Here is a 10,332-nt window from a genome sequence, read left to right on the forward strand (position 1 = left end):
TTTTTATCCCCTTTTTTCAAGGCTTACAGAAGTGGGAAACTTGAATTATAAATTAAAAATGTAATCTAACACCTTTCCATTGACCATTAAACTTTGCTGCACCAAAAATATAAACTTCTTTTACATGAAATTTATTTACCGCAACCGGAAATCCATAGGCTGGTAAGCCTAAAGATACTTTTATGTAACTTCTGTTAGGGGAATGTAAATTTAACTCTGTCCGGTTGCATTTTCAGTAAATCAAAATAACTCATATTTTTTCTTTCATCCAATTCTTAAAAGCTTGTTTGGGAAGTCTTCAGGTTCTGTCAAGGGCGGCTGAGGATGCGAAGCCGTTTATATACCCTTGACAGGTTCTGAAGACGACCTATCTTTGCTTTTAGGGTTTTGGATGTTACACTTTTATATTTATTCGACCTTCAAATTGAATGCACAATTGCTGTAATGTTAAGGCCCAGTTCTGCAGAGGGCGTGTCCACTTTTGGGCAATATTTTCGGTGGTCAAATAGATCAATTTCAGCAGGGCCATATCGCTGGTGAAAGCCCCTTTTGTTTTGGTCACTTTCCTTACCTGGCGATGGAAGCCCTCAACCGCATTGGTTGTATAAATCAGCTTTTTAATGGGCTCATCATATTTGAAATAGTTGGAAAGCTCTTCCCAGTTGTCATTCCAGGAGCGTATCACAATAGGGTACTTTTTGCCCCATTGTTCCTCCAAATTTAACAATTCTGTTTCTGCTTCAGATTTATTGACAGCACGATAAACCTTCTTCAAATCTTTCATAAAGGGCTTCTGGTCTTTTGAAGCCACGTATTTTAGAGAATTGCGTATTTGATGAATGACACATTTTTGTATTTCTGTATCAGGGAAAACGCTCAATATTGCCTCGGAAAAACCTTTTAGATTATCTGTACAGGCTATCAGTATATCTTTTACGCCCCGGGTTTTTAAGTCGGTTAATACCGATAGCCAAAATTTTGCACCTTCACTTTCCGATATATACATGCCGATCAGGCTCTTCTTGCCCTCTTTATTTATGGCTAAGATATTATATACGGCCCGATTGACAACACGGCCTTCATCTTTTACTTTGTAATGCATGGCATCCAACCATACGATGGGATAAACATCGTCTAAGGGCCGATTTTGCCACTCTTTTACCTGAGGGATGACCCTATCGGTTATTTCACTCAATACAGTCGGTGATACCTCTGTATCGTACATTTCTGCTATATGTGAGGAAATATCCCTTAAACTCATTCCTTTTCCATATAACCCTATAATTTTCGGTGCCAAACTATCGGCCAGAACGCGTTGTCGCTTCTTTACTATTTCCGGCTCGAAATTGCTATGCCGGTCTTGGGGCGTATCTATGCAAATTGTGCCAGAATTGGTTTTTAAATTTTTTGTGCCTTTCCCATTGCGCTTATTGCCGGCGCATCGCTCTTCTTCCGATAAATGATCATCCATCTCTGCAGAAAGTGCGCTTTCTAAGAATTCTTTAATAATAGGTGCAAAAACGCCGCCTTCACTTGTAAGGGATTGACCACTACGCAATTGTTCCAGTGCCAAGTCCCGCATGGCTCTGTACTCTGGGGTGTCTTTTTTCTTGTCTGTCATAAACTGCAATTTTAAGAATTTTTTGTTTATGGACAGAGTTTACTTTACAGTCTCTTCAAATCGTGTTTTCTAGCTTCGTATGATTTATTATCGTGTTGACTGTAACTTAGTGAAACCTCATACTCTTTTCTATATTTTTTATACTCATTTGGCTCATACCATCGCGGAGTTTCAACGTTAATGTTTAATAATTCGAATCTTTCGACAATAACCTGTGCAACTGTTTCAATAAAATTAATATCGTTATATGGAGGGGTTTCAATCCCTAGCAAATCATCAATAAAGGCATTAAAATCTTCAAAATCTGCCCCATTTTCTTTAAGCGCTAAATAGTAGTTAAAGAATACATTTTTTGATTTTCCTAAATCCTGAATATAATCAAGACTCAAAAATCTTTCAAGTTTTAAAGCATTCTGAAGATGAGCGGAAACTTCACTGACATAGTCTGTAGTAGTATTTAAAGAAATTGGAACTTTTGCATTCTCAATAGAGTCTATAAATACTCGAATTGCATTGTGTAACTGGTCATCTATTTTTTCTTCCGAATAAATATTACAAATGAATTGCAAAAGTATCTGCGTATCTAAGTATACCTTTCTCTCTGCTTGTGACAAATAGTATTCAAGTTTATCAGATTTAAACAAGTTGGTAAACATATTTGAAACACTTGCCTTGTTCAAATAGTCATTCTTTTTGCAGACTATAAGTAAATTTCTAGCTATATCATTTGCTTGTGTTTCAGAGAATTCAGAGTTCTTCTGGATATAACAAATTATTTCTGAAAATATTTTATGAATCTTTTGGCTGTGTCCATTTGTAACATGCTGTGTTTCATTCACATCCTCTTCGTAATTTGAGTTATATAAATCAACTAATAGGTTTACAATATTCTCAGTTTCTTTTTGCAGGTTAAATCTTGTTAGGACTGAATCGACCTCGCTAAGTAACTCCGCTTCTTGAATTTCAGAAGTTTGATTTATTTTCTGAAACTTTTCTCTCATCTCTGTGGAAAGGTCATAGGTCTTTGGTTTAACTTCTGAAATTGTTTGAATAGAATTCTCTTGTTTTAAACGACCAATTTCGTTCTCATAAAAACTATCTGGAAATTTATCATAAAAGACCTTATTAAGCCCTTCAATCACACTTGACACTTTGCTTTCTCCATTTTCAAAAAAAATGAAATAGGATAAATGACTTTATGAAATCGTTCTTAAGCTGGGTAGTGTCCTTGCTCATAGTCAAGGTGTCAAATAATATTTTAGAATTCTTATCGATATTAATTTTATCTGTTGGAAAGGCAGTTCTGTTAAATTTTTGAATTGTATTTCGAATTGATTTGAATTCAGATGCCAATCCTGATAATTTTTTAGCATCATAAATTTTCAGGTCAATGTCATAATTAACCTCTGCATCTCTAATGAGCTTATTCTTTTTTGATTGCGTAATAGGATGTGAGATATAAAAATCTAGCCTTTTTTGATAAGAATACTTTACTGAATTCTCTTGTGCTTTTTGTAAATCCTCAATTAGTTTTCTTTCATATCCTTTATCTTGAACAGTAATTTGAATATTACGCTTTTGTTCCTTACCATTTTTCGCATACACTAAATCAATACCACCATCATATGGTCCATTTGATATATGTACCTCTCGTGTCTCATAATATTCTTTAGCAAAATTTATGATAAGCTCATTAAAATTAGATTCTGAAAGGTCACTAATCCATTTTTCATATTCTTCAGTAAAGTTGGTTTCCATATTATCGTTTATATTATGTTGTCTGTCTATTCCCTAATGGGGCATAACGTTTAGCGGTATGAACCGTTGGGGAGTGCGTGCTGGGTTCTTATCTACCGCCGAAAGAATTTGGGGCGTGGAAGAATGTTTGCGTAACCCTCTTAAACCCCAATGGTTTATTACCGCATGTTACCAAACGTTACTAATTCAAATCCTTAAAATCAATCTTGTAATTCTCCGCTGTCAATATCAAGAGAAAATCACTACCCCAGCCACTCGACCAAGGTTTAAACTCTTGGGGTGAGACAGTCTCAAAATCACCTATACGTTTTGTCTTTCCACTTCGCGGATTAAACCAATATGCGTTTATTCTATTTGAATCTATTTTTGCTAAATCAATCTTTATTGGTTTTCCTGTCGGTGTATAGGCAATAACAACTTTTTTGTCTGAACTAATTGCACTTAAAATATATGATTCGTTCTCTGGATTCGTGTTAAGGATTAAATTTTGATTGAGCATCAACTCTTGCCATGGTAGTTTCTCAAAAATTTGTCTCATATAACCCATCTGAGAGGAACCAGGTAGCTGAAGAGCTACTTGCCAATCAGTCCGTGCATTTATTATGGGTACTTTGCTGATATCATACATTTGCCAAATATCATTACAGCCATATGTGTATCCTGCTGCTCCAGCAATTATGCTCCAATATGCTGAAACTCGAACGTCAGCATCATCAAGCCAACCATGTGATTTTTCTTCCCAAAATCTATCAGGTATGTTTTCATATCTTGCTTCTCCGTTAATTATTGGTCGCTTAGTTGGCATTTCTTTACTTTCAAGGACATAAGAATACTCTTTAGCAGTTCTGCTATGTCCACTTTGGTACATATCAAAATCAAGCCACTTATCGTTAAGAAAGTCCGTAGCTTTTTTTGCACCAACTGGATGAAAACTAATTAAATGATTTCGGTCAATCTTTCGAATACCCTTTGCCATTGCTCGTACTATATCATAATGATTTTGATTTTCAAGTGCCCTATCTCCTCCAAGAATCCATAATAAATTAGTGTAATTAAGATATCTTTTTGCTAATAGCTCTCCATATATTCTAGCATTCTCCGCATTAAAAATTTCTGGGCCAGTTCCCCATTTTTTATTGAACTTATCACCCCAAGATGGCAGCAAGGCTATATATAGTCCAAGTTCTTGTGCCCTTTCTAATAAATAATCAACGTGTGTAAAATATTGCTCATTTAATTTAGTTGGGTCATTATTTAAAAGTGGTTTTTCTCCATAAGCATTCGGGGTATTCAAACCATCTAGTTCTGCAAGTATTACTGTTTGTATTACAGTAAATCCTTTATTAGCTCTATCTGTTAGGTATTTATCTATTTCTTCTTTATTCAAACGATGGATAAGTTCCCATGCAGTTCCTCCTAACCAAAAAAATGGTTCATTGTTATGTGTTACAATATAATTGCTATCACTACTAATTTTTAACATAGGTAAGTTCTGTCCTAAACTCGTCTGAATTATTAAAAAACTGACGAAAAGTAAAAGTATATGTTTCATTGTTGCACTGTCTTTTTTTAATGTTTGGTAACGTCTCGGCTATATGCGCCTGGGCGTGGCTTTCAGACCAGCTGTGGATTTATCAGCTTGAACGCATGGTTTTGGGAAAAACGAAACCTTCAATATGCTGTGGATGCCACGGCTGGCGTATGATAGCTTTGTTGCCGGCTGGGCTTTAATTCTTTATTCAATTAATTCGTAATTTGTACTTCTTCCTCCTTTTTCTGCTTTTTTGAGAATCCCTTTATCAATCAAGTCTTGTATATCTCTTAATGCAGTATCTGGTGAACATTTTGTTATTTTTGCCCATTTAGATGAAGTTAATTTCCCAAAAAAATCTCCATCAAGAATTTTGTTAAGCATTAATTTTTGCCTTTCATTTTGGATTTTTAATGCATTTTCTATCCAGAAATTGTGTTTGCTAATTACTTTTTCTAAAATTATATTAGATTCATTTAGAGCATTTAGTAAACAACTTAAGAACCAGGTAAGCCATTTTGTTATATTTAAATCTCCTTTTTGGGTTTTTTCAAGAATTTCATAATATTCCTTTCTTTCTTGTCTAATTTGGGCTGACATACTGTAAAACCGTTGTGATATTCCATCTGCCCGTGCTAATAGCATATCACTTATTGTTCTGGCAATTCTTCCATTTCCGTCCTCAAATGGATGAATTGTGACAAACCACAAATGAGCAATACCTGCTTTCAATACTAAATCAATTTTTTCATAATTATTGAACCAATCAAGAAAAGTATTCATTTCTTCCTCTATTCGTGTTGCGGCTGGGGCTTGAAAATGAACTTTTTCTTTTCCCATTGGCCCGGAAATCACTTGCATGGGCCCCGTAGAATCATTACGCCAATTACCGACGATGACTTTATACATTCCACTTCTCCCTGTTGGAAATAACGCATAATGCCAATCAAAAAGTCTTTCCTTTGTCAAAGGTTGGCTAAAATTCTGCGTAGCATCAAGCATCATGTCTACAATACCTTCAACATTTCTGTCTGATGGTATTAATCCGGAAATATCCATACCCAATTTGCGAGCAATTGATGAGCGAACCTGTTCTGGGTTGAGTATTTCTCCTTCGATTTCAGATGAACGTAATATTTCAGTTTTTAATGTTTCTAATTCAGCTTGTTGTTTTAGATTAAAACCTAAGGATTCCATCTTGCCAACAATCCTTCCTTGCAGGTTTCTTACCTTTCCAAGTATCTCTATTATTTCTTGGTCATTCCAAGTAAAGTTTGGCCAAAATTCGTTTTCGTAAATGTAAACCTTCATTTTATTCCGCAAATTTTACAGTAAATATAGTGGGTTTTCTCCGCATTTTTTGCGTTGTTTAAAGGCATTTTTCTCCGCATCTGGGGTCATTAGCCTTGCCGGCAACGTAAGCCTGTATGCGGTCGGCCGGGGCATTCAAACCCGCTAAGATTGTATCAAACCGTGAGCGGGTAACAAGGAAAAACGAAGCTTGTAATATGCTATGGAGCCCCGGCTGGCGTATACAGATTGTTGCCGTTTCGTGTTTTATTATCATTCAGTCCGTGTGTTTGGGCTTGCAAGCTTATTGGATGGTTTGGGATGTGTGATGGATTGTGCGACCAGCCAATGTGCTTGCATGCGAAGGGCAGGGCATAAACTGGGATTTTCTCTACTTGAGTCATTTTTGAGCCAATTATGAGCCAATTGAGCCAATCATGAGCCAATTAATCTATAGAGAGTTCCAGCGCCAACATCCCCAACCCTTTCAACAATATTGAATTTGTCAACTAATTCAGTTAAGTCTCTTGTTGCCGTTGCTTTAGAGACTTTACACAGTTCCTGATATGTTTTATTTGATATGGTTTTATTCTCTTTTAAAAATTCAAGAGCCGTTATTTGTCGCTTATTTAGGTCTTTTGAAATAAGACTTTTTTTATCAATCGCATTTTTTCGAAGTGTAATGCTTATTCCGCCTGATGCACTTTCTATAATTGGCTCAGGAAGTCCTGCTTTTTTACATTCATTTAGTATTTTAATCGTTCCACGTCCCCAAGCTTCAATTAATCCGCCTTTAAAAAAGGTTCCTGCAAGAATTGGATTGTGAGGGCGAGAAGAGTGTTTCTTCTTTAAATCTTCGATAGATAAATCATTTGGTAGAGAACCTTCATTCCAGACAATTAATTCATCGTCGTAAACGCTAATTTGTATCGGTGCACCCATATAATCCCGGTGGACTATTGCGTTTAGAATTACTTCGCGGATGGCTTCGTACGGATATTCCCATTTTTCTACCCGCTGCAATCCTTGATAGGAAATAGGTGATACCAGAAATTTCTTGTCAAGAATATCAAGCGTTTTATCTGCTAATTGATAGGCATTTCCTTCAACTACTTCTTGGAAAAGTAGGTCGTCATCTGTTTGGCCAAATCTCCCAATTTTTACATATGCGTTGATGTAGAAACGACAGGGGTTTTTCCCGAAGAGCAATATTGCAGAACGTTTTAATTGGCCGTTTTCGAGAAGTAAAAGATTATCTAAGATTGGTTCAATTTCATTCTCTTCTGCGATAAAAGGCATTCTTTTACTTGATGTGGCTCCTTTTTTGAATGCTTCAATTGCTGATATATCAATATCATCAAGACTTGCTCTTGGCTCAATAACATCATCCCAGGTTTTTCCGGCTTTTTTTAACAAGAATTCGTTTAGCGCATTGCCTTTAAGTTCTTGCTTGGTGCTTCCACTCCGATAATGATATTTTCCTTGATATGAAATTGGCACATCGTAGGGTTTTACATCTATTTCAATATATTTTTTGTCTTTGTAATCCTTCAAACCAACATCACAAACAATTCCCAGTTGGTTTTGTATTTTATTGGGAATGTCATCCATTAGTTTTTTGAATTTATCAACACCGATTACTTCTCCTTTGTCATTTTTACCAATAATGATTCTTCCACCTTTAGCATTTGCAAACCCGCAAATCCATTTAAGGTATTCATCCCGCCAACTTTCTTTCCATTCTATGTTTTGACTTTCAGGCATGTATTTTTCAATTTTCTTTTAACTATTTACAAATATATGCAAACTTGCGGGATGGCAAGAAATTGCTCTTTTGCAAGCTGAAGCTTGGCCTGTGGCGTCTGGGCTTGCAAATGTGCAATTTGTGCGGTGGGTTCTATCTTTTTGTTTTACATGAACGGCAACGGTTTGCGGTATGAAACGTTGCGCATTTCGAAGCACAAACTTATCAGCCCGCTAAACCGTTGATTAATTGCTGTTTCGTTCAAATATAGCACTATCCGCGCAATGTTTTATGACCGCGTGTTATGCGCTTTTTATTTTACATTTTATTAATATTTCCTCAATGATTGTATTTAATTCATTAAACTCTTGTGAACTTTTCCAGTTGGTATAGTTCTCTCCCTGCAATAGGCTTATTACTTTGACCAAATCTTTAGTCTTAAAGCCTGTTGGGAAATAGTCTTCAATATCTCCTCTTCGGAGAATATAATTGTTATTATCTTTTTGGTCTCCAATAAGTTTTAATAATGAAGTTTCTTCCTCGGCGCTAAGGGTTAATTTTAGTTTTTGCCTAAAAGATATTATGTAATCCCATATTTGTTTTAATTCTTTAAAGTCATTGTCTTTGATAGAGTTTTCAATACCTTTTACTAAAGCGTCGCCATCTTTACTTTTAGAATTTTTGATTACGTCTTTTGCAACTTTTTTATTATTTGTATTAAAAAGAGTTTTTATTTCATCTGTTCCTACTTCATTTACATAGTCTAAGTCGCTTATAAAGTAATTCGGAATTTGAAGTGCAGTTAAGAAATGTTTAAAGTGGTCAACATTAGACTTCCCTTTAATTTCTATAATCTCAATAATACGCGTAGCATTAATAGAATTAATTTGTTCATTTAAGATTTTTTGAAATACTAATCTATCAGTAATTCCTTCAACAAGTAATACTACATCAGCAAAGAATATTTTTTCATTATTTGTGCTGTTTACAATATGCAATATATCTCTAAGCTTAAATAAACTGCTGTCTTTTAGAGTAATTTCTTTACTGACATTATTTTCATCTTTATAAATTCTAAAAATGTGATTATACGACTTATCGTTTATAAATGTAGGTGAATGTGTTGATAAAATAAATTGATTATTTGTTAGTGATGAAAGCTCAATAAATAAATCAAGTAACACGTTTTGCCATCTCGGGTGCAAATGCAATTCAGGTTCGTCAATTATTATAATGCCATTGTTAATATTAAAGGCAAAAACTCCTAAAAGGAAGTTAATAATTTCCTTTTCTCCTGAGCTCGCTTGATTAATGTAAAACTCTTTACCTTCCTTAGTAAGTATTATCTCGTAAATATTCTTATTCTTATCAACTAATTTTAAATTCCAACCATACCCCAGTTTGCCTAAATATTTTGAAACAAGTTTTACTTCTTCATCATTTTGCCATTTTTGTATGTACCCTTGATTTGTTGCATCGTCTTCAAACCCTCTTCGCTTCTCAGCAAAATATATCGTTGCTAAATTAATTAAGGAGAAAACAGTTTTTGATGTTGCATTTATTATTGTTTGCAAAACTTGATAGAAGTTTTGAGATGACAAGTTTGCTTGTAAGTTTTGTAAGTTTGCCCCTCGATAAGGACTAAAATATAAATAGTTTGTATGAAGTTTGATTGTTGGAATTTCACGGATTAGAATTAATAAAAACTCAAATTGATTTAAATATTGAAAAAAAAGACTATGTTTTGGTGTTTCGCTTTGATTTGTGACTCTGTAATTTACAATTTTATATGTAATAACTTCATCAACAGCAAGTATTGATGAATTCCATTCTTCAATCTGCCGCAATTGACCATCATAACCTTGGGCATTTCTATAATCAGTTAGTTTATCTTTTAAATCTGAAATTCTCCTTACTACTTCTGAAATGTTGTCAATGTCTTCTTGTTTAACTATAAAATCTATAGTTATTTCTGAGTCTGATGCATCTCCATAAAATTTGTCGAGAACTTGTTGTATGTTGCGGAATGCCTGATTTCTTGAAATTTCCTTAAAAAAGCCTTGATTGTCATTGTTTTCATTTACAGTATATGGGAGTAAAAAATATTGTCTTAAACATACAGTTATGATATCCAATAAATTACTTTTGCCACTACCATTTGGTCCTATTAAGATATTGAAGTCATTATTCAAATTGATTTCAACTTGTTCCCTAAAGCTTTTCGTGTTTTTTATTTTAATCTTATCAAGTTTCATATAATGTAATCTACTGTTTCTCGATTGTTAAATTGCGCATAACGTCCCGGCTATATGCGCCTGGGCGTGGTTTCAGACCAGTTGTGGATTTATCAGCTTGAAAGCATGTGAGAGGGTAATACAAAACCCTCAA

Annotated in this window: 7 protein-coding genes; all 7 read right to left on the reverse strand. The window is 34.7% G+C overall.

Features of this window, described 5'->3' with window-relative positions; translation table 11 throughout:
• Positions 1-394: 394 nt before the first annotated feature.
• On the reverse strand, positions 395-1,621 hold the full coding sequence (locus tag ATH1_RS0114430) for an IS256 family transposase (protein WP_010423078.1): 1,227 nt from the start codon (positions 1,619-1,621) through the stop codon (positions 395-397).
• Between the two features lie 44 nt (positions 1,622-1,665).
• Positions 1,666-2,763, reverse strand: coding sequence for a hypothetical protein (locus ATH1_RS0114435; RefSeq protein WP_029164149.1), 1,098 nt, complete (start codon positions 2,761-2,763; stop codon positions 1,666-1,668).
• 25 nt (positions 2,764-2,788) lie between these two features.
• The gene (locus ATH1_RS0114440; RefSeq protein ID WP_029164150.1) at positions 2,789-3,379 is read right to left on the reverse strand and encodes a hypothetical protein; all 591 of its coding nucleotides are present in this window, start codon (positions 3,377-3,379) and stop codon (positions 2,789-2,791) included.
• Positions 3,380-3,560: 181 nt separating this feature from the next.
• Positions 3,561-4,931, reverse strand: coding sequence for a glycoside hydrolase family 140 protein (locus ATH1_RS0114445; RefSeq protein ID WP_010423081.1), 1,371 nt, complete (start codon positions 4,929-4,931; stop codon positions 3,561-3,563).
• A gap of 183 nt (positions 4,932-5,114) precedes the next feature.
• The gene (locus tag ATH1_RS0114450) at positions 5,115-6,221 is read right to left on the reverse strand and encodes a Fic family protein (protein WP_010423083.1); all 1,107 of its coding nucleotides are present in this window, start codon (positions 6,219-6,221) and stop codon (positions 5,115-5,117) included.
• Positions 6,222-6,635: 414 nt separating this feature from the next.
• Positions 6,636-7,964, reverse strand: a complete 1,329-nt coding sequence (locus tag ATH1_RS0114460) for an ATP-binding protein (RefSeq protein ID WP_010423086.1) — start codon at positions 7,962-7,964, stop codon at positions 6,636-6,638.
• Positions 7,965-8,246: 282 nt separating this feature from the next.
• A complete protein-coding gene (locus tag ATH1_RS0114465) occupies positions 8,247-10,199 on the reverse strand; it encodes an ATP-dependent nuclease (RefSeq protein WP_010423087.1) in 1,953 nt (650 codons plus the stop codon).
• Positions 10,200-10,332 lie beyond the last annotated feature (133 nt).

Origin of the sequence: Anaerophaga thermohalophila DSM 12881, from assembly GCF_000191885.1 — a bacterium.
GTDB lineage: Bacteria > Bacteroidota > Bacteroidia > Bacteroidales > Marinilabiliaceae > Anaerophaga > Anaerophaga thermohalophila.